The organism is Psychrobacter sp. CLB018, from assembly GCF_041222815.1.
Lineage (GTDB): Bacteria > Pseudomonadota > Gammaproteobacteria > Pseudomonadales > Moraxellaceae > Psychrobacter > Psychrobacter faecalis.
On sequence record NZ_CP166085.1, the window covers coordinates 482975 to 506636 of the forward strand.

The following is a 23662-nucleotide window of genomic DNA, read 5'->3' on the forward strand; positions in this document are numbered from 1 at the left end:
ATTAATCAAGTAAAATCTTTGTCCCACTCTTCGTGAAATTCATCACAAACTGACTTTTAAAGCTGCGCACATTGTTCTCGTAAGTCAGCAAATTACGGGTAAATTCATGATAATCGTTCATGTTTTTGGCATTGACCATCAACATAAAATCCGCATCTCCTGAAACTTCATAGCAGCTCATTACTCGCGGTTGGTCATGCATTAAGCGCTCAAATCGATGTTGCATCGAGGTATTGGAGCGCGACATCTCTATCATGACCACCGCCGTCAGTCCGTAACCGACCTTATTTGGATCAACGATAGCGACTTGTTTGGTAATCACACCGCTATCTATTAATGCTTGAATACGGCGCTGGGCGGTAGCGATAGAAACGTGTACACGTTCTGCGACCGTTTTTAACGGCAAAGTCGCATCATTCTGTAGCAAATTTAAAATAGCTTTATCGGTATCGTCTAAAATATGGCTCACAGTCTCTTTTCCCTAGAAAATCACAAATATTAAAATTTTCATTATAAATATTATTGCTATTAATTCAAATACAAGAAAATAACTGGATTTCGGTAGTAATTGAAGTAAATTTATTCGAATAAATACTTATATAGAAATAATATCTCATAGCACCTTAGTAAAATAGACGTTATTAATCAAAGCGCATTAATAACTCCGTTTGCAAAAATAAAAACAATCGCTAAGCCTTCTAACGTCTATCTATATTTACGGTGCTTATCATGTCCAACCCAACGCCCTCTAATGTCTCTACTAATATGCTCGCAGCTACCGTTTCACGCTTGCCGTTGCCTGCTGTTTGGACGGCAGGTAGTGCGCAGCAGCGTACATTAATAATGGGCGTGGCGCTGGCGATATTATCAAACCTGTTATTTGGTGTGCTTTATGCCTATAGCAGTTTTTTGGCGCCATTGTCAGGTACGCAAGTTTTTATCTGGCGCATGCTAGCGATGTGGGCGGCGCTAATAGGGTATTTGCTGATTAGTGGGCGTTTAGGTTTACATCTTGATAAATTAAAGGCGCTGCGCACGGTAAAGCAGTGGGCTTGGTTATTTTTGCCAACGCCGATATTTCTTAGCCAGTTTTGGCTGTTTATGTGGGCGCCAGTTAATGGGCAGGGCGTGCAAACGGCAATGGGTTATTTTCTCTTTCCACTGATGATGGTGGTGTTTGGGTGCGTGCTATTTGGCGAAAAGTTAAGCCGTCTGCAATGTTTAGCGGTTGGTTTTGTGGCATTGGGCGTGGGCAGTGAGATTGTGCGTACCCAAAGTGTTTCTTGGGCGACGCTTTGGGTCTGCGGCACTTATCCTGTTTATTATATTTTACGCCGCCTACAAGGTATCGGCGCGATTACAGGTTTAGTAGTTGATTTAACCATCTTTGCACCGTTTGCCGTCGCCTATTTATTATTCATTACACCGAGCAGTTTAGGATTGGTTGGCAGCTCTAGCTTTTTTATCATGATGTTGGCAGGACTTGGTATGCTTAGCGTGCTCGCGATGAAAACCAATGTTGATGCCAGTCAAATGTTACCCGTCAACGTTTACGGTATGATGAGCTATATCGAGCCAGCATTATTATTTATCTTAGCAATTACCGTTTTGGGCAATCCTTTTGAATCAGCGATGATTTATAGCTATGGTTTAATTTGGCTCGGAATTGCTTGCCTAATCGCGCACGGTATCTGTCAATTACGCCGCGCTCATAAAGAGTCAAAAGTGAGCAAAATAGCCCAAACGGTCTAAAATTTGCTCCGTTAAATTAATAAGTTTACCTTAGCAATGTCATAAAAAAGGACGACTCAACAATATGCTGAATCGTCCTTTTTGCGTTAGATTAAAACTTATCTTACGAAAATTTTAATCCAAATGCTGCTTAAAGCCGCGCTGCTTATCACGCTCCCAGTCGCGGTCTTTTAGCGTTTTACGTTTATCATGCTGCTTTTTACCAACGGCAAGCGCAATTTGGCATTTCACTAAAGAGTTTTTCCAATAGCAAGATAATGGTACGCAGGCATAGCCTTTTTGATTGACCGCGCCCATGAGTTTCTCAATTTCGCGGCGATTGAGCAGCAGCTTACGGGTACGGATGCTATCAGGGCTGACATGCGTTGAGCTTGAAAGCAGCGGCTGGATATGGGCGCCAAACAAGAACGCCTCATTATTACGAAAGATAATATACGCTTCGGTAATGGTCATTTTACCGGCACGAATGGCCTTCACTTCCCAGCCTTGTAACGATAGACCTGCCTCAAAGGTTTCTTCAATAAAATACTCGTGACGAGCTTTTTTATTGGCACAGATTTGATTGTCAGGTTTTTTTGATTTTTTTGACATAATTTCTCCATAAGGACTTCAAACTACATGGTTTGTATAAATTGTCCCTGTCTAACTGTTCCTCATTCTAGCCCTTAAATGTAGATATTTTTTTTACCTATTAAGAGCGATGAGTCGAACCGCCTATTGTAGCAAAGCGCACAGCGAAAAGGTAAATCGGCTGTTAGGACAAATGTAGCAGATAAGTAGGAAGTTTGAGCAAAATTTGCTAGCATATGGGTCATTATCATTAACCATATTAGCCCTGTTATGAGCCTTTCTGCTACTTCTTCAAAATTGCATACCAAAATTTTATACCCTGGTACCTTTGACCCGATTACCAACGGTCATGTCGACTTGGTTAAACGCGCGGCTAAATTGTTCGATGAGGTCGTCATCGCCGTGGCCTCTGGTCATCATAAAAAACCATTGTTCGACTTTGAAGAGCGCGTACATTTGGTTGAGACGGTATTTACGGATTTGCCGCAAGTGTCGGTGATTGGCTTTGAAGGCTTGCTGGTCGATTTTATGCGCGAAAAAAACGCCACCGCCGTATTACGGGGTCTGCGAGCGATGTCAGACTTTGAATATGAGTTTCAGCTGGCCAATATGAACCGCGAGCTTGATGAAAACTTTGAAGCGGTATTTTTAACGCCGTCGCAAAATTACTCGTTTATCTCATCAACGATGATTCGTGAAATTGCCAAACTTGGCGGTGATGTGACGAAATTTGTGCCACCTTGTGTCTCAGAAGCTTTTATAAAAAAACTTAGCAGCTAACATTTAGTGAAATATTTACTAAGTTAAGCTTTAATGATGGGTTGGTGGTTTAATATTAAGTGTAATCGTAAACCACGGACGTACCCATTTATTATCAACTGCTAGCAAATAAGGAGCAGTTTATGGCGTTATTAATTACCGATGAATGTATCAATTGTGATGTCTGCGAGCCTGCTTGCCCAAATGAAGCCATCTCAGAGGGCGATGATATTTATGTCATCGACCCTGATTTATGTACAGAGTGTGTCGGTCATTTTGATGAGCCGCAATGCGTGGTCATCTGTCCTGTCGACTGTATCCCGCATGACCCAAACCACGTCGAAACCCAAAGCGATTTATTGGCAAAATACAAACGCATTACTGGCAAATAAAAAATGAAGAGATCTGACCGCTCAACGAGTAGCCTTTTAATCAACGATTTCGACCAACAGCACCTTTGGCATCCTTATGCCAGCTTACCACCCACCTATCCAAATATCGTTATTGACCATGCCGAAAGTATTTATATTGTCACTAAAGATGGCACGCGCTTAATTGACGGTATGTCGTCATGGTGGGCAAGCGTCCATGGCTATAATCACCCAACGCTCAATGCGGCGATGATTGCACAATTAGGCAAAATGGCGCATGTGATGTTTGGCGGCTTGACCCATCAGCCAGCGATAGATTTGGGTAAAAAATTATTATCCATTGTCCCTGATGGTCTTGATGCGATATTTTATGCCGATAGCGGCAGCATTGCCGTCGAAGTAGCGCTAAAAATGGCGCTGCAATACCAAATTGCAGCCGGATGTCCCAATAAAAACCAATTTGCCTCGACCCATTCTGGCTATTATGGCGATACCTGGCACGCGATGAGTGTCTGTGACCCAGTCGGCGGCATGCATAGCCTGTATGGTAAACAATTGCCTTTGCAGCATTTTGTCCCTGCACCGCCATTAGGATTTGAGCGTCAGATTTCCCAGAGCGTTTGTGAAGAGTTAACCGCATTTTTTGCTAAACACAGCCATCAGCTTGCTGGATTTATCATTGAGCCTGTTATTCAAGGTGCAGGCGGGATGCGGTTTTATAATCCCGAGTATTTGCAGTTGCTACGCCAATTGTGTGATGAGCATGACGTACTGCTGATTGCTGATGAAATCGCCACTGGGTTTGGGCGTAGCGGCAAGCTATTTGCTTGCGAACATGCCAATATTAGTCCTGATATTATGACCATTGGCAAGGCGTTGACGGGTGGCTATATGACTTTTGCGGCGACCCTCTGTACCCGTAAGGTTGCCGAAACCATTAGCCAAAGCGACTATCCTGCCCTGATGCATGGTCCGACCTTTATGGGCAATCCGTTGGCCTGCGCAGTCGCTTGTGCATCAATTGATTTAATCTTGTCTTATGATATCGAATCGCGTACGGCAAATATGCAAACTATCATGGATGAGCAGCTAGCCACAGCGGCAAAATTAGACGGTGTTAAAGAGGTACGTTGTTTAGGCGCGGTCGCTGTGATTGAGCTAGATGAGGCGGTTGATATGCCAGTTTTTCAGTCTTTGCTGATTGACAATGGCATTTGGGTCAGACCCTTTGGCAAATTGGTTTATATTATGCCGCCTTATGTCATTAGCGATGACGAACTGGTGACGTTGTGCCAAGCGCTACTAACCGTTGTTACTTCGTATTTGGAGCAAATTCCTGTCACCGATAGAGCTTCGCTATGAGTGTGCTATTTATATCCGGTATCGATACTGATATTGGCAAAACGTATGCCACGGGAATGTTAGCGAAAGCGCTGATGCAGCAAGGCATTAGCGTCATCACTCAAAAGCTGGTACAAACAGGCGTTAGTGTCAATTCAGCTAGTGGTAAAATGAATATTGCTGATGATATCGTCACTCATCGTCAATTAATGGGAATTCCATTGCAGCCTTGTGATTTAGACTTTACCACTTGTCTGTATCGTTATGAAAAACCCGCCTCGCCGCATTTAGCAGTGAAACTTGCCAATGCTGTTTTAGATCTTAAAATCATCACCAAATCTACGCAGCAATTGCAACAAAGCTACGATGCGGTGCTGTTAGAAGGCGCAGGTGGATTGTTAGTGCCCATAACCGAGCAGCTATTAACCTTAGATTATATTGCTGAGCAAGACTATCCAGTTGTTTTGGTAACCTCAGGGCGGCTTGGTAGTATCAATCATACCTTGCTGAGTTTGGAGGCGATTAAAGCACGCGGCTTAACGCTGCATAGCGTGATTTATAACCATATTCATGATAGTGCTGCTCAGACAGATGATGAGATTGCCAATAGTACGATTGATTATTTGAAAAACTACTTAGCGCGCCATTATCCAAACACTTACTGGCTGCAAATGGCGCAACAGACAAATAGCGCTATAGGTAATGATAATTTAGCTTTACCGCCAGATTTTATTTAAACGCTTTTATTTAAATAGTTTTATAACAACAAATAAATAAGCGCAAAACACTTTCCACACCTCATACTAATTTTGCTATACTAGCGCGCTTGGTAGACTAGGCGATCGCCGCTGCACACTGGCAACAGATGCGCAGGGGAGGAAAGTCCGGGCTACATAGGGCAGCGTGCCAGCTAACGGCTGGGCAGGGTAACTTGACGACAAGTGCAGCAGAGAGCAGACCGCCTTTGGTGTCGCAAGACATTATCGGTAAGGGTGAAAGGGTGCGGTAAGAGCGCACCGCGTGAATGGCAACATCTCACGGCAGGGTAAACTCCACGCGTAGCAAGACCAAATAGGCATCGATATGGCGCGGCCCGCGTTCGATGCGGGTAGGTTGCTTGAGCGTATCAGCGATGATACGCCTAGAGGAATGATCGTCCACGACAGAACCCGGCTTATCGGTCTACCAACTTTTTTGTTTTGCGGTTCGTTTTTATTGTTAGTATTATGCATATTTGCCGTTAATTTGAATGAAATGCGTCTTTTTCGCAAAAAATGCTAATTAGGGGTTGACGCAAGCCCTCTCTATCGGTATTATACCGAGCCTTAAATGGCGATGTAGCTCAGCTGGTTAGAGCGCACGACTCATAATCGTGAGGTCAAGAGTTCAAGTCTCTTCATCGCCACCATATATAGTAAGACCAGCAGTAGTAAAATGCCAATCATCTTATGATTGGTTTTTTTTTGCCTGATTTTTGCTTGCTGACAAAATCCACTTACTTTATAGCGGAAAACTGCTAGAATACCTTCGTATGCCTGCGCGTATTAAAAGTTAGTCATTTGCGCTGTGGGCATTTCAATTGCGGCAATACAGTAGGTACTTAAACTGTCTCTTTTGGCGTATTGGCCAGTATGAGCTATAAGTATGTATTCGACGGTTGCCATCTGACACTATGTATATCCGTTATTCAATCCTCCATTATTTAGTAGGCGCTTTGTGACTGCATTAGCCAATATTCGTAACTTTTCTATTATTGCCCACATTGATCACGGCAAGTCGACCCTTGCTGACCGTTTTATTCAAATGTGCGGCGCGCTGCAAGATCGTGAGATGCAGGCGCAAGTCCTTGATTCTATGGACATTGAGCGTGAGCGCGGCATCACTATTAAAGCCCAGTCTGTGACCTTGTTTTATGATCATCCTAACGGTGAGCGTTATCAGCTAAACTTCATTGATACGCCCGGTCACGTCGATTTCTCTTATGAGGTCTCACGTTCATTAGCGGCTTGCGAAGGCGCGCTATTGGTGGTTGATGCCGCACAAGGCGTCGAAGCACAGTCGGTCGCCAACTGTTATACCGCTGTTGATCAGGGCTTAGAGGTGATGGCGGTTTTAAATAAAATTGACTTACCACAAGTTGAGCCTGAGCGCGTGATTCAAGAAATTGAAGATATTATCGGTATTGATGCCGTTGATGCGCCGCGCGTCTCTGCAAAATCTGGTCTTGGTGTTGATAAACTGCTAGAGGCCTTGGTTGAATTTATTCCTGCGCCAACGGGCGACCGTGATGCACCGCTACAGGCATTGATTATCGACTCATGGTTTGATAACTATCTGGGCGTGGTGTCTTTAGTACGTGTGCGTGAAGGAACGATTAAAAAAGGCGATAAGCTGTATATTAAGTCGACCAAAGAGGCGCACTTAGTGGGCTCAATTGGTGTCTTTACCCCGAAACCTGTAGACACAGGTATTTTACAAGCGGGCGAAGTAGGCTTTGTTATCGCAGGAATCAAAGATATTGCTGGTGCGCCTGTTGGTGATACGATTACCCATGCCAGTACGCCTGATGTTGAGCGCATTCCTGGATTTAAGCAAATCACGCCGCAAGTTTATTCTGGTATGTTCCCAGTAGATTCTAGTGATTTTGAAAAATTCCGTGAAGCGCTGCAAAAACTACAGATTAACGATGCGTCGCTATACTTTGAGCCTGATACCTCCGACGCGCTCGGCTTTGGTTTTCGCTGTGGCTTCTTAGGTATGCTGCACATGGAGATTATCCAAGAGCGTTTAGAGCGTGAATATGACTTGGATTTAATCACCACCGCGCCGTCGGTTATTTATGAGATTGAAAAGAAAAATGGTGAAGTCATTTACGTAGATAACCCGTCAAGATTGCCTGAACCAAATAATATCGAAGAGTTCCGTGAGCCAATTGCCCGCTGTCAGATTCTAGTGCCGCAAGATTACTTGGGTAACGTCATGACACTATGTATTGAGCGTCGCGGCGTCCAAGTCGATATGCGTTTTATGGGTCGCCAAGTGCAGTTGATTTTTGATATTCCGATGGGTGAGGTGGTCATGGACTTCTTTGACCGCCTAAAATCAGTCTCGCGCGGATTTGCGTCGCTCGATTATAATTTTGAGCGTTATCAAGCTGATAAATTGGTCAAAGTTGACGTCCTCATCAATGGCGATAAAGTCGATGCCTTAGCGATGATAGTACACCAAGATCAAGCGCGTTTCCGTGGCAATCAGCTGGTCACTAAGATGAAAGAGCTGATTCCACGTCAGATGTTTGATGTGGCGATTCAAGCGGCGATTGGTAGTCAAATTATCGGTCGTAGTACGGTTAAAGCCATGCGTAAAGACGTCCTAGCGAAGTGTTATGGCGGTGACGTTTCGCGTAAGAAAAAGCTATTGTCTAAGCAAAAAGCGGGTAAAAAACGTATGAAGCAAGTGGGTAACGTCGAGATTCCACAAGAAGCCTTCTTAGCGGTTTTACAGGTTGATAATTAAACGTTCATTATCTTTTAAAAGATAAAGACACAGCAATATTTGGCATAGACAGCTTTACTGCACCAGTAGTTTGATTTTCAGCTCGTTAATAGGCAAATTCGTATGGATTTTGATTTTAATTTAATTTTAGTGCCATTAACCCTCGGCTTAGGTATTATTTGGCTATTAGAGAAGCTGACGCTCAAACAGCGTAAAACCCGCGGTCGCGGCAAAGAGAGCTTGCTGGTACGTTGGGCATATGATTTTTTCCCAGTGTTGGCGGTGGTCTTGATAGTGCGCTCATTCTTGATTGAGCCGTTTAATATCCCTTCATCGTCGATGGTGCCAACCTTGTACACGGGTGATTTTATCGCGGTCAATAAATACGCGTATGGCGTACGTCTACCGCTGACTTATAATAAAGTACTTGATACAGGCGCGCCCGAGCACGGCGATGTAGCGGTTTTTCGTTACCCAGAAAACCCAAGTATTTACTATATTAAGCGCGTGATCGGCTTGCCGGGCGATACCGTCAGTTATAATCAAGGGACGCTTGCAGTTAATGACACGCCCGTTCCTACCAAAGCGGTCAATTTTGACGCCGACGCTGAGCTGACCTCACAGCTATATCCAGCCGGACAAGTGGCACCTGGACAGGTGTTGACTGAAGACAATGCCATACGAATGGGGCAGCAAGAAGAAAGTGAGGCAAAGTACTTTGAAGAGATTCAAGGCGACAACAAACACTTGGTTCGCTATTTAGCGGATATGAATAGCTCGCAGTACGCGCCGTTTTTACAGCAAGAATCGCCGGAAGTGGTCAGCTCTGAAGGCACAGAATGGCGTATCAAAGTGCCAGAAGGTCACTACTTTGTAATGGGTGACAACCGCGATCGTAGTGCTGATGGGCGTTTTTGGGGTTTTGTTCCCGATGATAATTTAGCAGGTAAAGCGGTCTATATTTGGATGCATAAACCGCCCGGTCTTAACTTACCAACCTTTAAGCGTAATGGTAGTATTGATTGATATTATTGCTGCACTAAAGAATAATGCTGCGCTAAAGAATAATGTACCGATAATAGTTTATGCTAATATGATGGTTGTTTAATAAAAACCATCATACTAAAGGTTATATATAAGACAGTTTTTTAAATATGGCAGTTTACCTATAGCAACTTACCCCTTGAGAGGTCCTATGGTGCAGCAGTTATCTGGGTTGTCTTCGCAGCGCGGTGCTAGTGTAACGAGTGTCGTTTTTATCATTATCGTTTTGGGCGTGGCAGCTAAATTGCTCGTCGCTATTGTACCAGCGCAAATTGGCGATTACCAATTAACAAAAACCTTAAGTGCGCAGCTTAAAGAGTCCAATACCAATAAAGAAACGGCCAAGCAGTTTGTAGAGCGCGTGAATAAGCAGCTGTCTATTAACGCCGATTATGATACCAAAGCAGAAGAAGTGTTTACTTTCACCGATAAAAAACCAGGTCAATTGGCTATTCATAAGAAATATGAAACCACCAATAATTTTTTTGGTAATATCGATATCGTTAATCGCTTTGAAGGCGACATTGATGCTACTACTGCTGAATAACTTAACTATTAAAGCTTATATATCAAAACTTAAAGCGTTAAAATCAAAGTAATAAAGTACTTTGTTGTTTTTAATTTTCTAACCAATTTCTAAAACACTGGTATTGCATTATATTTACCACTGAAAAAAAGGGATACATACAGACCACGCATGAAACCAACTTCGCAGTCTCCTCAGGCGGTTCCCAATCCCCATAAAAATAGCGTGTCTGATGACACGCTTATTATTAGCGCAGAATTTATTCAACGGTTAGCGATCTTGTCGCGCAAGTTGGGCTATGTGTTTAATGATTTAAGCTTGCCTAAACTGGCGCTTACCCATCGCTCCTTTGATAGCAAGAAAAACTATGAGCGCTTAGAGTTTTTGGGCGACGCTTTATTAGGGATGATCGTTGGTGAGGCCTTATATCACCGCTATCCTACGCAAAATGAAGGCCGTCTGACGCGCATGCGGGCAACTTTGGTACGGCAGGAATCGCTAGTAATTATTGCGCAAAACCTAGAGCTGTCTAATCATTTGATATTGGGCGTGGGTGAGCGAAAAGGCGGCGGGCGCAATCGTGCTTCTATCTTGGCAGATGCGGTAGAGTCATTAATAGGCGCTATTTATTTAGACAGTCAAGATATGGATATTACCCGTGCGTGCGTGCTATCGTGGTATGGTGATCTCATAGACAATGTCAGTGACCAAAAAGCGCTAAAAGACGCCAAGAGCCGTTTACAAGAATGGCTGCAATCTAAGCAGTTTGATTTGCCACATTATGAGCTGATGGAAACCCGTGGTAACGCTCCGCACCAAATCTTTGTAGTACGTTGTCAAGTTAATATAAATAATTGTCCTGATATTACCGAATCTGGTGAAAGTCGCCGTATCGCTGAGCAAAAAGCAGCAGAATTAATGATTAATCAGCTACATAAACTGCCAGGACAGCCAAAAAGACGTACCTAGTTTTTTAAAGCTCATTTTTTAAAAACCATTTTCTCTAATACTAAATTCGATGATTTTAATAAATAATTTCAAGGAATTGTTTTTTGAAATTTTCAATCTTTTTAACATGATCAATCTTATGTCGCTTTTCTTTAAACAATTAATAAGTGGCATAACTGATGACAACCTCCATAGGATTAACCCATGAGCAATCACCGTGATTTGCCATTAAATAATGAAGATAATGCCAGAGATATGACCGAAAACCCAGATATGAGTTCAAACCAAAATATGGCTGAAGAAAATGACGTTGTACAAGATGACGCGCAGAAAAACAACGTCAGATTAAACGATACCAATCTAAAAGTTAATAACACCGAAGATACGACGTTAGATAACGATGCGACGATAGAAGAGTTCTTTTCATCAAATAACAATGCCCATATCGCTGAAGATTTTAAAGCCGGTTATGTGGCCATTGTTGGTCGCCCGAATGTGGGTAAATCAACCTTGATGAACCATTTATTGGGTCAAAAACTGTCTATTACCTCGCGTAAACCGCAAACTACCCGTCACCGTATCCACGGCATTTTGTCCAATGACGAGATGCAGGCGGTGTTTGTTGATACCCCAGGTATTCATCGCAATGAAGTACGGGCTATCAATGAGCGTATGAATAAAGCTGCCGTCTCTGCATTGGTTGATGTTGATTTGGTGTTATTTGTGGTTGATTCAGATCAGTGGCGTGATGACGATTTATTAACCCTACAAAAGCTTGGCGATACCAATCTGACCGTAGTATTGGTAATTAATAAAGCCGATACGCTGAAAGATAAAGGTAGCGTGTTACCACTGATCGAAACGTTTAATGAAAGTTTTGATTTTGCTGATATCGTCCCTGTTTCTGCTTTAAAAAATCAAAACCTAGACCGTTTGCAAGAAGTGATTGCCTCGCATTTGCCAATCGCCGATCCTATCTATGATAGCGAGCAGATTACCGATCGCTCAGAGCGCTTTTTAGCCAGTGAAATTATTCGCGAAAAAATCATGCGTAGTGCAGGCGATGAAGTACCATACGATTTGACGGTACAGATTGATGGTTTTAAAGACGAAGCGGCGCATATTGACCCAAAAACTGGTCGTCCGCGTAAAGCGGTCACTTTTATCGATGCGACCATTTATGTTGAGCGTAGCGGACAAAAAGCGATTGTCATTGGTGATAAGGGTCAGCGTATCAAACAGGTCGGTATGGATGCACGTAAAGACATGGAACAGCTGTTTGATAAGAAAATTATGTTAACACTGTGGGTGAAAGTGAAACGCGGCTGGTCTGATGATGAGCGCGCTTTGACCAGTTTAGGATATTAAGCACGATTAAAAAAGCATGGTGAGTAGATGTTTACCGCCATGTCTCTATATCACCACGGCTGAGGTAATAATCCATGCGTAATGAAGCGTTAATCGGTTATTTATTACATCAGCGCCCCTACCAAGAAAAGCGCGCCTTATACTATCTTTTTTCTCAGCAACATGGTGTCATCCATGGCGTTGGCAAAAAAGGCGCGCCGCTTTTTATGCCCCTGCAACTTTTTGCCAGCGGTAAACGCGATTTAAAAACATTCACGCAGATTAATATTGCGCCATTAAGTGCAATTCAAGATTCAGTAGCCCAAGTAGCCCAAAATTCTTTAGTGGTAAAAGACACTAACGTAAATCTAGTAGAGACGCCGCATCATGAAAATATCAGCGGACAACATCAGTATGCAGCCTTGTATTTAAATGAAATACTGTGGCGACTATTACCCACCGAAGATCCCATGCCAATATTATGGCAACACTACCAAAATAGCTTACAGCAGCTTAAGCAGCCTTTAACTGCGAACGAGCTGCGTTTGTGTTTGCGTCAGTTTGAAGCGTATTTGTTTAACGAATTGGGTTTTGCTTTAACTTTAAAACATGACAGTTTAGATCAAGCTATCGAGCTCGACACCTGGTACCATTTTTTACCTGATGTGGGCTTAGTGCCAATTGTGCATAATGATGATATAGCTGTTACACAAAAAATTTTTAAAGGTAATGAGATTTTATCGATGGCAGAGCAAGGTTTATCTAGCTCAAATCTCAATGCATGGTCACGTTTGCATCGGCAATTAATTGACCATTTGCTCGATTATCAGCCTTTACAAAGTCGCTTACTTTGGCAGCAGCAACAGCGCTATCAATCTTAACTTAAGCGTAAAATACCAATATTCTATAAACTATTTTTTAGTAAATTACCCAAATATGAACAAAAGGATTTTTTTATGACTAATACTACAGTAAAGACTTCCAACTTAGCACAAACTTCAGAAAATGCCTTAAAAAAGCCTCTGTTAGGGGTAAATATTGACCATGTAGCGACCTTACGTCAGGCTCGCGGTGTCAGTTACCCTAGCCCCTTGGCGGCTGCTCTGCTATGTGAGCAAGCTGGAGCTGATGGTATCACCATTCATTTGCGTGAAGACCGCCGTCACATTCAAGACGCTGACGTTTATGAGATAGCTGAGCAGCTAACCACCAGAATGAATTTGGAGATAGCAGCAACGGCTGAGATGCTAGAGATTGCTCGTCAAGTTAAGCCGTATTGGGTATGTTTAGTACCTGAAAAACGTGCCGAATTGACTACCGAAGGCGGACTTGACGTTGCAGGGCAGGTAGCTTGGCTAACAGATTATGTTAGTAAATTACAAGCAGTCGGTATCAAGGTTTCTTTATTTATTGATCCAGAAGACAAGCAGATTGCGGCAGCGGTAAGCTGTGGGGCAGATGCAATTGAATTGCATACTGGCGCTTATGCGGAAGCGGGTTTAGCAGGTAATATCGCTAAAATGAATGATGAGCTTACTCGAATTAAGCAAGCTGTGCAAACCGCGCAACATGCTGATCCCAGGCTTTTGGTTAATGCTGGTCATGGTTTGACGCGTGATAATGTCCACGCTATTGCGCAAATTGATGGTATATATGAGCTAAATATCGGACACGCTCTTATTGCTGATGCTGTTTTTGTGGGGTTAGAGCAAGCGGTTGTTATGATGAAGTCTGCTATGCGTCAAAATGTTTAAACACTTAATGTCGTAATTTCTATTGTCCACAATCAGTAGGGTGGCTTGCATTAGGCTTATAAGTAATACCACCTCCTTGATTAAATGAAATTTGATACATGGCATGATTATAGGTTGAGGTTGGACAGTACTTAATATGTCCGAAATGGCCACGGGGTTTACCGCTATCGCCCCAGAATTTGGTGTAATGACGCTTATCTCCTACTCGTAAATACAAGGTACTATATTTAGGTTCTAAAGCCTGCTCTTCTAGCAGGTCATCAACTCCTAAGTCAAAGTTTTTATTGTCATTTGCATCTAAAAATAATAATAGCTTCTTATAGCTGTCTCTATGACATGTAGCGCCGTCATTAGAAAGACAAAGCAACAAGTTTTGTCTTTTAATGTGGCTTTCAGCTTTCGCTAACTTTAGCGTATTTTTAATTTGGCTCTCAATACGCTTCGCTTCTATGCTTGCTAATTGCTCTAAGATATAAGGCGTCGCAATCATTGCTATAATAGTCAGCACAGCGACAGTAACAATCAGCTCTATCAAGGTAAAGCCATATTTATTATGTGCTTGAAAATGAGTCTGCTTTCTTGACGATACTTTATATAATTGAATCATGAGAGATTGCTACCTATACAAGAGGTACAGCTATATATTAATAATCGATTAACCTGAATGTTGCGCCAAAATTTTAAGTATCTATAAAGTTTACGTAAGTTCTATATTGGATATTAGCAGAAAAATGTTTAGCTAAGTGAATATAGACCAAATATATGTCTACTGTCAAAGAATGTTTCAATTCGTGAATAAGGAGTTTTAACGATAGAGAAAATTAACGATTTGTATTAAAATATCTTGAAACAATAGATAGGATTCGTTTCATCATCTATTGCGACCTCACACACAAAAGATAAAGAGTGTAAAGTGTGTTAGTCGTCAGTAAGTTAAGCTGGCTAATGTGTTTTAGTTATGACATTATCGTGTAATAATGTGTAGCTGGTTAACGAAAAAAGTTGTAAACTGAATTGATAATCGCTAAGCTACTTCTTAATTGGTTTTGCTTTGTAATTTCAAATTCGTAAATGATGTCTGCTTTTGGACATCTTAAGATGCGGTTTTGCTTGACGCATTACTAAAATTATCCTTTGGAGGAAGTTCATGAAATTAAATAAAATTGCTTTGGCATTATTTGCCATTACAGCGGCTCCACTAGCAGCAAACGCTGGTGTTACTATTAGCCCGTTATTACTTGGTTATCACTACAGCGAAGGTGCTGATGATGAACAGGCAGAGCTTTTAAAAGACTATAGTGGTAGTGGTGATAGCTATTATAAAGAAAATGGTTTATATACTGGTGCTGCTTTAGGTATCGAGTTAACTCCTTCTACTCAGTTTCAGGTAGAATATGGTGTATCTAATACTGATGCTATCCGTCAAGACGGTAGTGATGCATTTGACGCAGAACAAGAAATGATTTCTGGTAACTTCCTAATCGGTTTTGAAGAGTTCAGCGGTTATACTGATAATGCATTCAAACCATATGCCTTAGTTGGTGCTGGTCGTTCTAAAATTGAAATTGAAGATGCAAGCGGTGAGATGGTTTCTGGTACTGTAGATACTATCGGTAACCTAGGTTTAGGTGCTATGTATCGTATTAACGATGCGTTAAGCCTACGTGGTGAAGCTCGTGCGATCCATAACTTTGATCAAAACTGGTGGGAAGGTATGGCTCTAGCTGGTCTAGAAGTTGTACTAGGTGGCCACTTAGCGCCTACTGTTGCTGTACCGCCAATGCAAGAGCCATTAGTTGACACTGCTCCAGTAGTAGTCGTTGAGTCTGATCTTGATTCTGACGGTGATGGCGTACCTGATAGCATCGATGCATGCCCAGGCACTCCAATGAACGTAGTAGTTGATGAGCGCGGTTGCCCAGTACCAGTAGATATTACTGATGAGCTAAAAATGGAACTACGTGTGTTCTTTGATAACGACAAATCAACTATCAAAAACCAATACAAACCTGAAATCGCTAAAGTAGCAGAGAAGATGCGTGAGTATCCTAACTCTACCGCTCGCGTTGAAGGTCACGCTTCTAAAACAGGTCCTTCAGCACGTTATAACCAACGTCTATCTGAAGCTCGTGCAGTTGCAGTGAAATCTATGTTGACCAACGAATTTGGTATCGAGCCAAACCGTCTATCAACAGTTGGCTATGGTTATGACCAACCAATCGCAGATAACAACACTGAAGAAGGTCGCGCTATGAACCGTCGTGTATATGCCATCATTACTGGTGACAAAACCATGACTGTTGAACAAACTAAAGATATGGTTGTTCAGTAAGTAGACGCTACTAATTATGTATTAACTTAATTAGTTACAAAAAAAGTCATCCTTTGGGTGGCTTTTTTTTATTTATACACTCAGAAAAGTAAGTTATTGCATAAATTGATAGCGCAATAATGTTATACTAGCGACCCAAACACTTTGTAAATTGACAAAGTGTACATCAGCATAGCTATCTGTACGATGGATTTATCAGCGTAGGTAATTGATTTTACTAATATTAACTAATTTGCCTATCGCGCAATCATTTAATCATAAAGTAATCATGTCTACCTGACTGGTGGCAACAGTTTATCCAGCGGTGCTTACTGCTACTGCATTTTTTAAGACGAAACGAGCATTTTATATGGCGAACGATATCAAACACCTGCGTAACATTGCAATTATTGCCCACGTTGACCACGGTAAAACCACTTTGGTTGATAAGTTATTACATCAATCTGGTACTTTTGGCGACCGTGCAAACATTGCGGAACGCGCAATGGATTCAGGTGATATTGAGCAAGAACGTGGTATTACTATTTTGGCAAAAAATACGGCCATCCGGTGGACAGATGACACTGATGGTACTGAATACCGTATTAATATCGTCGACACCCCAGGTCACGCCGACTTTGGTGGCGAAGTTGAACGCGTTATGTCAATGGTTGACTGCGTATTATTAGTTGTTGACGGTGTTGATGGTCCAATGCCACAAACGCGTTTTGTCACTCAAAAGGCGTTTGAGCAAGGTCTAAAACCGATTGTGGTTATTAATAAGATCGACCGTCCTGGTTCACGCCCTGATTGGGTAATGGATCAAATCTTTGATCTATTTGATAATTTGGGTGCTACTGACGAGCAATTAGATTTCCCAGTGGTTTATGCATCTGCCTTAAACGGTATTGCTGGTTTGGAAGCAGATAATTTAGCGGATGACATGACGCCGTTGTTTAAAACCATCGTTGATGTGGTACAGCCACCGCAAGTCGATGCAGATGCACCTTTCCGCATGCAAATTTCTAGCCTTGACTATAACAGCTTCGTTGGCGTTATCGGTATTGGCCGTATTCAGCGCGGTAAAGTTAAAACCAATACGCCTGTGACTGTCATTGATAAAAATGGTAAAACGCGTAACGGTCGTATCCTAAAAATCATGGGTTATCACGGTCTTGAGCGTATTGAAGTAGACGATGCGCAAGCGGGCGATATCGTTTGTATTACCGGTATTGATGCGCTAAATATTTCAGACACCATTTGTGACCCTAACCATGTTGAAGCATTGCCAGCATTGACTGTCGATGAGCCAACGGTATCGATGAACTTCCAAGTGAATAACTCACCATTTGCGGGCCGTGAAGGTAAATTTGTGACGTCACGTAATATTCGTGAGCGTCTTGAGCGTGAATTGATTCACAACGTGGCACTACGTGTAGAAGATACCGAGTCTCCAGATAAATTTAAAGTATCAGGTCGTGGTGAGCTGCATTTATCAGTATTGATCGAAAACATGCGCCGCGAAGGTTTTGAGCTTGGCGTATCAGGTCCAGAAGTTATTGTGAAAGAAGTGGATGGCAAGCTACAAGAACCATATGAAAACGTTGTTTTTGATATTGAAGACGCGCATCAAGGTCCAATTATGGAACAAGTCGGCTTGCGTAAAGGCGAGATGACCAATATGGAGCTTGATGGTAAAGGTCGTATGCGTATTGAAGCGACTATGCCTGCACGTGGTTTGATTGGTTTCCGTTCAGAGTTTTTAACCTTGACCTCGGGCACTGGTATCATGACTTCAAGCTTCTCACATTACGGTCCACAAAAGATTGGTGATGTTGGTGGTCGTTCAAACGGCGTATTGGTTTCTATGGCCAATGGTGTTTGCTTAGGTTTCGCTCTATTTAACCTACAAAAACGTGGTAAATTGTTCGCTGAGCCACAGCTTGAAGTTTACGAAGGTATGATTGTTGGTTTGAACTCTCGTAATGATGATATGGTTGTGAACCCAACGACTGCTAAACAGTTAACCAACGTCCGTGCCAGTGGTACTGATGAAGCGTTGACGCTGACGCCAGCGGTTAAATTTACCCTTGAGCAAGCGCTTGAATTCATTCAAGATGACGAATTAGTAGAAGTAACGCCAAAAGCCATACGTCTGCGTAAGCGTTATTTGACTGAAAATGAACGTAAGCGTCATGGTCGCAAGAAAAACGCTTAATATCGATACGTAAATTACTTGGTAATTTATATTTTCAATATTAAAAAAGCACTCAAAGCTAATGGTTCATGATTGGCTTTAATATTGAAAATTAGCAGTATAAGGTGAGCAGAGTAAAGTTCACTTTATATTGCTTTTTTTTGTGCTTGGTTTTCATATATAATAAAAATGATCTAATCAATGAGTGTTATTTATTTAGACAGGTTTAAAAAATCAATATCGGAAAATTTGGTTCATCATCTATATGATAATTAATTAAACTTTCAAGGAGTGACATCATGAGTATGGTATCTGAGTTTAAGGAATTTGCTTTAAAAGGTAACGTAATGGACCTAGCAGTCGGAGTCATCATTGGTGGCGCTTTTGCGACTATTACGACTTCTTTGGTTGAAGACATTATTATGCCTATCGTTGCTTTTATTGCCGGCGGCGAAATTAATTTCAAAAACATGTTTTTTATATTAGGTGATGCGCCTGAAGGTGTGGCCATGACTTATGATGCACTCAAGGCAGCAGGTGTACCAGTGTTGGCTTATGGTAGCTTTATCACAGTATTGATTAACTTCCTAATTTTGGCGTTTATCATCTTTATGATGGTCAAAATGGTAAATAGATTACGTCGTAAAGATGAAGTGGAAGAAGCGGTGAAAGGACCGTCAGAAGAAGTACAGCTGCTGCGTGAGATTAGCGCTAAACTTGGTAACTCTAATATTTCAAAATAAGATTATGTCATTTACTTGCGGTAATAAAAAAAGCTAACAAGAAGTTAGCTTTTTTTATTTTAATCTAAGAACGGTTAAATTCGATGATTATTTTATTATTTTATAACCTAAGGCCTAACTACCACATAGTCATTGGTATTAATCAAGATTTCTGAAGGACCATCGACTACAATGCGGACGACATTATTGTCAACGACTTGCGACTTATAATAGTTGTCTTCGGCAACTGTACAGCCTAGGCAGCGTCCCATGGCATCCCAAGGTTCAACGAATAATTTCTGCTGTGCTTGGTCGGCGTTACCGCCGATAAGCGAGAAGGGCAGACTGACAAGATAAGCGGCAGTGCCTGCCACAGCGGTCACCAGCTGTAATGGTTTACCGACAATAGTATCAACGACCATCGTTTCATAAGAGGGGCCAAAATCCGTTTCATCAATTTCTATCGCGGCTAGAGCGGGCTGCATGCCAGCAAAAATCAAGCTTATGCTTGCCATCATGGTAAGTAGTTTATATTTAGCTGTGCGTTTCATTTTAGCTGGAGCGCTCATGATGATATCCTAAAACTCATAAAAAATATGGTTCATAGCTGCTGCTATTTTCATATAGAAATAATGCGACAACGATAGATATTAATAAGTATTCTTAATATCTTGCTTATACAAATACCTTGCACTATAAAAGACAGTATCAGCCCTATTAAAGCAAGATGTAAGTTAATAAGCAACAAAAATGCGCAGAATATCTTTATCTGCAAAAAATATTTCGAGTATATAGCTTCAGAACTGTACAGACTTTTTAAATCTTTATTTTGGAGCTATTTAGAAAATGCATCATTCGGTAGGCTGACAGTTAGGACAGAAGACACTGGCACGCCCATTTAACTTAATATTTTCTAATAGCGTATCGCAATGCGGACAGGTTTCGCCCTGTCTACCATAAACATTTAATGTTTGCTGGAAGTAGCCGGTTTGACCGCTGGCAACGGTAAAATCGCGTAATGTGGAACCACCTAGCGTGATGGCCTTTTTTAAAATGGCTTTGATATGCTCAACCAAGATAACTATTTGCTCATGAGATACTTCATTAGCTGGTGTTGCCGGATGAATACCTGATAAATAAAGGCTTTCAGTTGCATAAATATTACCAACGCCAACAACCACTTGCTGCTCCATAATTACTGATTTAATCGCGCGCTTGATAGGCTGCTTGCTATTGGTTTTGTGAGCTATGTTGTTATCCGAGGTTTGGTTTGGATTGTCCAAGCGCTGAATTAAATGATATAAGTAATCAGCGGTAAAGTCTGCTGATAATGGCTCGGGACCCAAATGATCTAAAAGCTTAGAACCGTAATCTTTAAACCATAGCACTGAGCCAAATCGCCTCGGATCATAATAATGTAGCTGTGTTTGGCTATTATCATCGCCGCTAAATGTTACCACTAAATGGTCATGTTTACGTTTATCGGTGCCATGGCTGTGTTGCTGTAAGCTACCCGACATACCAAGGTGAATCAAAAGTTGGCGCGGTGTTAAGCTATTTGGCTGAATAGAAGCGTTGGTATTAACAGAAGTGAGCGGTATAAAATTTAGGATTAAATACTTCGCTCGGCGCTCGACACTGTCCAAAGTATAATCAACCAGTTGGTTTAAATCATCGGGCATCGACCAGCGTAGCTTTGGTTGAAAAACTTTGACATCGACCACTTGTTGACCTAATAAAGGTGTCAGGCTGGTTTTGGTGGTTTCTACTTCCGGCAACTCAGGCATAGTATTTTTTATCAGACTCTATTATATATAAAGGTTATTTACAAAAATTTTAAAGTTTAAGCTATCAAACAACAGCACGGCGAGCATGCAAGATACCATGTTGCTGCTCGAGCTTGGCCAGTAACTTAGACAAATGTGCCAGCCCTGAAACTTCAACATGAAACTTTAAAAAGGCGATATTGTCATCGTTACTGAGCGTTTCAACCTGACGAATATTGACGTTTTCTTTATCAATAATTTGGGTCAAATCACGCAGTAGCCCGCGCCGATCATAGGCTTCGACATGGATATCTACCGGCTGATAACGACCAGCTTTAACTGTCCAAGCGGCTTCAATTTCGCGCTCAGGATCCCGTTCAATCAAGCGTAGGTACTCGGGACAACCGCGGTTATGCACGCTGACGCCGCGCGATAAAGTAATGTAGCCTGCGATAGGTTCACCGTGGACAGGATGGCAGCAGCCCGCTAAATTAATCTCGATATTATCCAAACCATCGATACGAATTTTATAAGCGTCAAGTTTCCCCGCATTTCTTGTATCGATACTTGGGGTGAAATCTTCCTCAGGTTTTTCAGGCTCTAAATCTAACTGGCGAGAAATGTGACTGGTCAACTGATTAAGACTGATATCACCCGTGACCAAACCAACCACGATATCATCGGTATTATTGACGTTAAAATGCTGGATATAATCGTTTAAATCAATACTGTTTGGGTGCACCGATAAGCGCTCAAGCTCTTTACTGAGCATTTGGCGACCTATCTCGATATTTTTATCGCGGTCTTGCTTATTGAACCATTGACGCAGTTTTGAGCGCGCGCGGTTGGTATGAATATAACCGAGCGAGGCGACTAGCCAATCGCGATTGGGTTCACGCGAGGCTTTGGTGATAATCTCAACTTGTTCACCCGTTTTTAACTGGTAAGTCAGCGGCACATAGCGCTGATTGACGCGCGCCGCTTGCGCTCGGTTACCGACTTGCGTGTGTACATAATAAGCAAAGTCCAGTACAGTGGCACCTTTTGGTAATTCTGTAATATCGCCATCACGACTAAAGATATAAATACGCTCGAGCTCATCAAAATCAACCAACTGCTCATCATCGTCGAACTCGATTTCTTCTAATTCTTCGCCGGTCAGTAATGCTGAGCGCGGCTGATTGCGCGTTTCGTTATTAATCGATAAGAGCTGACGTAATGAGCTGATTCTTTGGTTAAGGTAATTGTCCTTTTTATTTTTTAGCCCTTCTTTATAATTAACATGCGCACACATGCCAAGCTCGGCTTCAAAGTGCATTTCTTGGGTGCGAATTTGTACTTCAAGCGATTTATTTTCGGCAATAACGGCGGTATGAAGCGAGCGATAACCATTTGATTTTGGATTGGTAATATAATCGTCAAATTGCTCAGGGATATAGCGCCATAAACCGTGTACCAAGCCCAACACGTGATAGCAATCTGAAGGATTATTGACCAAGACCCGTAGCGCACGAATGTCATACAGCTGATCAAAAGATAAACCTTTGAGCTTCATTTTTCGGTAAATAGAGTAGATGTGCTTGACGCGGCCTGATACCTCGCCTTCGATACCCGCTTCCGCTAATGCTTCATTAAGCTTATCTTGGACGCGCTGGATATAGGATTCACGTTCGCTGCGTTTTTCTGATAACAGTTTGGCAATTTCTTTATAACGTTCTGGCGCCAGATAGCGAAAGGCTAAGTCTTCTAGCTCCCATTTTAATTGGGCAATGCCCAGTCTGTGAGCCAATGGCGCATAAATGGTCATAACCTCACGCGCGACCCGATATTGTCGTTCTTCACCAGAAAAAGTCAGTTCGCGCATGGCAAAGGTACGCTCAGCCAATTTAATCAGCACCACGCGTACATCGTTGGTGACTGAGATGAGCATGCTATAAATGTTGGAGAGCTGATCACGCTGATTATTAACGAAATGGTCTTCTAAGCGCTTATTGCTTTCGATGATTTCCGACAGTTTTCCCATTGCCAAGGTATCTTTAACCAAGGTTGAGATATCGGCACCGAATTTTTTTTCAATTTCCGCGAGGCTAATAATCGATTTGCGGGCGCTACGATAAAGCATCGCGGCGACAAGCGCATTTTCATCTTGATAAAGGTAAGTCAAGATATCGGTCATGGCAATACCGGTGACGTAAGCGCCTGAACGCTCAGATTCGCTGGTATTCATGTGACTGCGGATAAACTCGCAAGCGCTAGCAAGATTGGGCACAGACTCTTGCCCGATACGCTTGGCAACATTATCCAGCCAAGTAGGGACGTCGATATTTATCTGATCTAAATCAATGGCTTCTAGTTCTTGTGCCGAAAGCGCATTGGCATCATCCAGCAGTTGATTATCTAAATACTCATCTTCGAGGTTGGGGTCATGGCTGTGATAAGCATACTGCGCGGAGCGATCAAAGGTGGTATGCAGTTTATGAGTGGACAGCTGATATTTGATATCGTGTGGAATTTGGGCATAGCTATTGGCAGACTGATGAGAGCGTTGGCTCGCGACCAGTTGTGCGGCCAATGTTGCGCTATCGGCTTGCGTGGTTTGTCCATCTACCAGCGGTAGCCCTTCACGAATTTTTACCATAGCCCACTCCTCTTAGCTATTCTAAATTGATTAAAAGCCCATTTACCAACCACACTTTTAGGTTTCCATAGGTAAAGTGTCAGCTATAAATCAATTCAGCCGCTAAAAAATCCATTTTTAG

The 23662-nt window shown here is 42.2% G+C and carries 21 protein-coding genes, 1 tRNA gene and 1 other RNA gene; 17 read left to right on the forward strand and 6 right to left on the reverse strand.

The window, feature by feature from the left end:
* Position 1 precedes the first annotated feature (1 nt).
* Positions 2–469: an Lrp/AsnC family transcriptional regulator gene (locus AB8P72_RS02125; RefSeq protein WP_193031075.1), complete on the reverse strand. Its 468-nt coding sequence runs from the start codon at positions 467–469 to the stop codon at positions 2–4.
* 260 nt (positions 470–729) lie between these two features.
* Between AB8P72_RS02125 and AB8P72_RS02130 the strand changes: the two genes are divergently transcribed.
* Complete coding sequence (locus tag AB8P72_RS02130; protein WP_226928842.1) at positions 730–1752, forward strand: EamA family transporter; 1023 nt, start codon at positions 730–732, stop codon at positions 1750–1752.
* A gap of 114 nt (positions 1753–1866) precedes the next feature.
* Here AB8P72_RS02130 and smpB read toward each other — a convergent pair whose 3' ends face one another.
* Positions 1867–2343, reverse strand: coding sequence for an SsrA-binding protein SmpB (gene smpB / locus AB8P72_RS02135; RefSeq protein WP_068405891.1), 477 nt, complete (start codon positions 2341–2343; stop codon positions 1867–1869).
* 249 nt (positions 2344–2592) lie between these two features.
* On the opposite strand from smpB, the gene coaD reads away from it, so the two are divergent.
* The 13 genes from coaD to AB8P72_RS02200 all read left to right on the forward strand — a co-directional run bounded on the left by coaD (position 2593) and on the right by AB8P72_RS02200 (position 13907).
* Entirely contained in the window at positions 2593–3102 is a 510-nt protein-coding gene (coaD, locus tag AB8P72_RS02140; protein ID WP_193031073.1) for a pantetheine-phosphate adenylyltransferase, read from the forward strand.
* A gap of 122 nt (positions 3103–3224) precedes the next feature.
* Complete coding sequence (locus AB8P72_RS02145; protein WP_068405886.1) at positions 3225–3473, forward strand: YfhL family 4Fe-4S dicluster ferredoxin; 249 nt, start codon at positions 3225–3227, stop codon at positions 3471–3473.
* Positions 3474–3476: 3 nt separating this feature from the next.
* Positions 3477–4814, forward strand: a complete 1338-nt coding sequence (gene bioA, locus AB8P72_RS02150) for an adenosylmethionine--8-amino-7-oxononanoate transaminase (protein ID WP_193031071.1) — start codon at positions 3477–3479, stop codon at positions 4812–4814.
* On the forward strand, positions 4811–5530 hold the full coding sequence (bioD, locus tag AB8P72_RS02155; RefSeq protein WP_068405880.1) for a dethiobiotin synthase: 720 nt from the start codon (positions 4811–4813) through the stop codon (positions 5528–5530). Before bioA ends, bioD begins: the two co-directional genes overlap by 4 nt.
* Positions 5531–5619: 89 nt before the next feature.
* Positions 5620–5986: RNase P RNA component class A (gene rnpB / locus AB8P72_RS02160), an RNA gene on the forward strand.
* A 138-nt stretch (positions 5987–6124) separates the two neighbouring features.
* A tRNA-Met gene (locus AB8P72_RS02165) sits at positions 6125–6201 on the forward strand.
* Between the two features lie 308 nt (positions 6202–6509).
* The gene (gene lepA / locus AB8P72_RS02170) at positions 6510–8309 is read left to right on the forward strand and encodes a translation elongation factor 4 (protein ID WP_068405877.1); all 1800 of its coding nucleotides are present in this window, start codon (positions 6510–6512) and stop codon (positions 8307–8309) included.
* A 102-nt stretch (positions 8310–8411) separates the two neighbouring features.
* Positions 8412–9314: a signal peptidase I gene (lepB, locus tag AB8P72_RS02175; RefSeq protein ID WP_068405874.1), complete on the forward strand. Its 903-nt coding sequence runs from the start codon at positions 8412–8414 to the stop codon at positions 9312–9314.
* Between the two features lie 169 nt (positions 9315–9483).
* The gene (locus AB8P72_RS02180) at positions 9484–9879 is read left to right on the forward strand and encodes a DUF4845 domain-containing protein (RefSeq protein ID WP_068405871.1); all 396 of its coding nucleotides are present in this window, start codon (positions 9484–9486) and stop codon (positions 9877–9879) included.
* A 150-nt stretch (positions 9880–10029) separates the two neighbouring features.
* Positions 10030–10827: a ribonuclease III gene (gene rnc / locus AB8P72_RS02185; protein ID WP_068405869.1), complete on the forward strand. Its 798-nt coding sequence runs from the start codon at positions 10030–10032 to the stop codon at positions 10825–10827.
* A 270-nt stretch (positions 10828–11097) separates the two neighbouring features.
* On the forward strand, positions 11098–12174 hold the full coding sequence (gene era, locus AB8P72_RS02190; protein ID WP_369958256.1) for a GTPase Era: 1077 nt from the start codon (positions 11098–11100) through the stop codon (positions 12172–12174).
* A 74-nt stretch (positions 12175–12248) separates the two neighbouring features.
* Positions 12249–13034: a DNA repair protein RecO gene (locus AB8P72_RS02195; protein WP_191691157.1), complete on the forward strand. Its 786-nt coding sequence runs from the start codon at positions 12249–12251 to the stop codon at positions 13032–13034.
* Positions 13035–13109: 75 nt separating this feature from the next.
* On the forward strand, positions 13110–13907 hold the full coding sequence (locus AB8P72_RS02200) for a pyridoxine 5'-phosphate synthase (RefSeq protein ID WP_082894320.1): 798 nt from the start codon (positions 13110–13112) through the stop codon (positions 13905–13907).
* A 19-nt stretch (positions 13908–13926) separates the two neighbouring features.
* On the opposite strand, the gene AB8P72_RS02205 is transcribed toward AB8P72_RS02200, so the two are convergent.
* Positions 13927–14514 carry a Tfp pilus assembly protein FimT/FimU gene (locus AB8P72_RS02205; protein WP_068405865.1) on the reverse strand — a complete coding sequence of 196 codons (588 nt, stop codon included), beginning with the start codon at positions 14512–14514 and terminating at the stop codon, positions 13927–13929.
* Positions 14515–15054: 540 nt separating this feature from the next.
* On the opposite strand from AB8P72_RS02205, the gene AB8P72_RS02210 reads away from it, so the two are divergent.
* The 3 genes from AB8P72_RS02210 (at position 15055) to mscL (ending at position 19158) form a co-directional block, all read left to right on the forward strand.
* Positions 15055–16239: an OmpA family protein gene (locus AB8P72_RS02210; protein ID WP_068405862.1), complete on the forward strand. Its 1185-nt coding sequence runs from the start codon at positions 15055–15057 to the stop codon at positions 16237–16239.
* Between the two features lie 349 nt (positions 16240–16588).
* On the forward strand, positions 16589–18436 hold the full coding sequence (gene typA, locus AB8P72_RS02215) for a translational GTPase TypA (protein ID WP_068403956.1): 1848 nt from the start codon (positions 16589–16591) through the stop codon (positions 18434–18436).
* Positions 18437–18714: 278 nt separating this feature from the next.
* Entirely contained in the window at positions 18715–19158 is a 444-nt protein-coding gene (gene mscL, locus AB8P72_RS02220; protein WP_068403957.1) for a large conductance mechanosensitive channel protein MscL, read from the forward strand.
* A 107-nt stretch (positions 19159–19265) separates the two neighbouring features.
* Here mscL and AB8P72_RS02225 read toward each other — a convergent pair whose 3' ends face one another.
* From AB8P72_RS02225 to AB8P72_RS02235, 3 genes are all read right to left on the reverse strand, one after another.
* Positions 19266–19706: a hypothetical protein gene (locus AB8P72_RS02225; protein WP_068403959.1), complete on the reverse strand. Its 441-nt coding sequence runs from the start codon at positions 19704–19706 to the stop codon at positions 19266–19268.
* Positions 19707–19988: 282 nt separating this feature from the next.
* A complete protein-coding gene (gene mutM, locus AB8P72_RS02230) occupies positions 19989–20924 on the reverse strand; it encodes a bifunctional DNA-formamidopyrimidine glycosylase/DNA-(apurinic or apyrimidinic site) lyase (protein ID WP_068403960.1) in 936 nt (311 codons plus the stop codon).
* Positions 20925–20988: 64 nt separating this feature from the next.
* Positions 20989–23541, reverse strand: coding sequence for a bifunctional (p)ppGpp synthetase/guanosine-3',5'-bis(diphosphate) 3'-pyrophosphohydrolase (locus AB8P72_RS02235; protein WP_068403961.1), 2553 nt, complete (start codon positions 23539–23541; stop codon positions 20989–20991).
* Positions 23542–23662 lie beyond the last annotated feature (121 nt).

Bases quoted from the DNA above. Each gene is read 5' to 3' on its own strand.
- AB8P72_RS02130 (WP_226928842.1), top strand. From the start codon at position 730: ATGTCCAACCCAACGCCCTCTAATGTCTCTACTAATATGCTCGCAGCT.
- smpB (WP_068405891.1), bottom strand. From the start codon at position 2,343: ATGTCAAAAAAATCAAAAAAACCTGACAATCAAATCTGTGCCAATAAA.
- coaD (WP_193031073.1), top strand. From the start codon at position 2,593: ATGAGCCTTTCTGCTACTTCTTCAAAATTGCATACCAAAATTTTATAC.
- AB8P72_RS02145 (WP_068405886.1), top strand. From the start codon at position 3,225: ATGGCGTTATTAATTACCGATGAATGTATCAATTGTGATGTCTGCGAG.
- bioA (WP_193031071.1), top strand. From the start codon at position 3,477: ATGAAGAGATCTGACCGCTCAACGAGTAGCCTTTTAATCAACGATTTC.
- bioD (WP_068405880.1), top strand. From the start codon at position 4,811: ATGAGTGTGCTATTTATATCCGGTATCGATACTGATATTGGCAAAACG.
- lepB (WP_068405874.1), top strand. From the start codon at position 8,412: ATGGATTTTGATTTTAATTTAATTTTAGTGCCATTAACCCTCGGCTTA.
- AB8P72_RS02180 (WP_068405871.1), top strand. From the start codon at position 9,484: ATGGTGCAGCAGTTATCTGGGTTGTCTTCGCAGCGCGGTGCTAGTGTA.
- rnc (WP_068405869.1), top strand. From the start codon at position 10,030: ATGAAACCAACTTCGCAGTCTCCTCAGGCGGTTCCCAATCCCCATAAA.
- era (WP_369958256.1), top strand. From the start codon at position 11,098: ATGGCTGAAGAAAATGACGTTGTACAAGATGACGCGCAGAAAAACAAC.
- AB8P72_RS02195 (WP_191691157.1), top strand. From the start codon at position 12,249: ATGCGTAATGAAGCGTTAATCGGTTATTTATTACATCAGCGCCCCTAC.
- AB8P72_RS02200 (WP_082894320.1), top strand. From the start codon at position 13,110: ATGACTAATACTACAGTAAAGACTTCCAACTTAGCACAAACTTCAGAA.
- AB8P72_RS02205 (WP_068405865.1), bottom strand. From the start codon at position 14,514: ATGATTCAATTATATAAAGTATCGTCAAGAAAGCAGACTCATTTTCAA.
- AB8P72_RS02210 (WP_068405862.1), top strand. From the start codon at position 15,055: ATGAAATTAAATAAAATTGCTTTGGCATTATTTGCCATTACAGCGGCT.
- typA (WP_068403956.1), top strand. From the start codon at position 16,589: ATGGCGAACGATATCAAACACCTGCGTAACATTGCAATTATTGCCCAC.
- mscL (WP_068403957.1), top strand. From the start codon at position 18,715: ATGAGTATGGTATCTGAGTTTAAGGAATTTGCTTTAAAAGGTAACGTA.
- AB8P72_RS02225 (WP_068403959.1), bottom strand. From the start codon at position 19,706: ATGAGCGCTCCAGCTAAAATGAAACGCACAGCTAAATATAAACTACTT.
- mutM (WP_068403960.1), bottom strand. From the start codon at position 20,924: ATGCCTGAGTTGCCGGAAGTAGAAACCACCAAAACCAGCCTGACACCT.
- AB8P72_RS02235 (WP_068403961.1), bottom strand. From the start codon at position 23,541: ATGGTAAAAATTCGTGAAGGGCTACCGCTGGTAGATGGACAAACCACG.